General features: G+C 54.8%; 1 protein-coding gene. It reads left to right on the forward strand.

Annotated features, from left to right (window positions below):
• Positions 1 to 1,174 (forward strand): IS256 family transposase (locus TU79_RS24845; protein WP_057010430.1); only part of this gene is annotated, 1,174 nt, incomplete at its 5' end.
• Positions 1,175 to 1,235: the final 61 nt, after the last annotated feature.

Consider the following 1,235-nt stretch of genomic DNA (forward strand, 5'->3'; position numbering starts at 1 on the left):
CCCGATGAGTGCCGAAGCCATTCAGGATGCCTCGATGGCGTTCAAAAAGGCGCTGATCGAGCGAGCCCTTGGTGCTGAGTTGGGCCACCACCTTGGCTATCCTCAGGGCGCGGAGCGCCCTGAGGAATCGAGCAACCAACGCAACGGCAAGAGTGGCAAAACGGTGCTGACCGATGACGGCCCGTTGCGTTTGGACATTCCCAGAGATCGCGATGGAAGCTTTGCCCCGATCTTGATCCCTAAGCATGAGCGCCGTTTTACAGGCTTTGATGACAAGATCATCGCGATGTATGCCCGCGGCATGACGGTTCGCGAAATCCGTGCGTTTCTCTCTGAACAGTACGGAACAGACGTCTCTCACGACTTCATCAGTTCTGTCACGGACGCAGTTTTGGAGGAGGTTACCGCCTGGCAACAGCGACCGCTTGAACCCATGTACCCGGTAATTTTCTTCGATGCATTGCGAGTCAAAATTCGCGACGAAGGCCTGGTTCGCAACAAAGCGATCTACTTGGCACTGGGCGTATTGCCGGACGGAACGCGAGATATCCTGGGCATTTGGATTGAAACAACAGAAGGCGCCAAGTTTTGGATGAAGGTCTTTAACGACCTGAAAACCCGAGGCGTCGAAGACGTCTTGATCGCCGTAACTGACGGTCTCAAAGGCATGCCCGAAGCGCTGAGTGCTGTGTTTCCTGAGACGACGTTGCAGACCTGCATCGTCCACCTGATCCGTAACAGCCTTGATTACGCCCCGTGGGATAAGCGCCGTGAGCTGGCCAAGGCACTGAAACCGATCTATCAAGCACTCAATGCTGACGCCGCAGAACAAGCGCTACTGGCTTTCGAGGCCGGGCCTTGGGGTAAGCAATATCCGACAGTCGTATCGGCTTGGAAACGTGCTTGGGATCGAGTTATCCCGTTCTTCGTGTTTCCCCCGGCGATACGCAAAGTGATCTACACAACCAATGCCATCGAGAGTATCAATGCCCAGTTGCGCAAGGTCATCAAGACGCGAGGCCACTTCCCAACGGATGAGGCCGCGACAAAGCTAATCTGGCTGGCATTACGAAATATCACCGCGAACTGGGGCAGTGCGGCTCATGATTGGAAGAGCGCGATGAATCAATTTGCGATTCTGTACGGAGATCGATTTATCAGGCCAACCTGGTAAAGATAGGGCCTGCCTGACGGCAGGCCGTAACCGGCCCGAACACAAAAAATCTGACACTCTC

It is taken from the genome of Pseudomonas trivialis (assembly GCF_001439805.1).
Lineage (GTDB): Bacteria > Pseudomonadota > Gammaproteobacteria > Pseudomonadales > Pseudomonadaceae > Aquipseudomonas > Aquipseudomonas trivialis.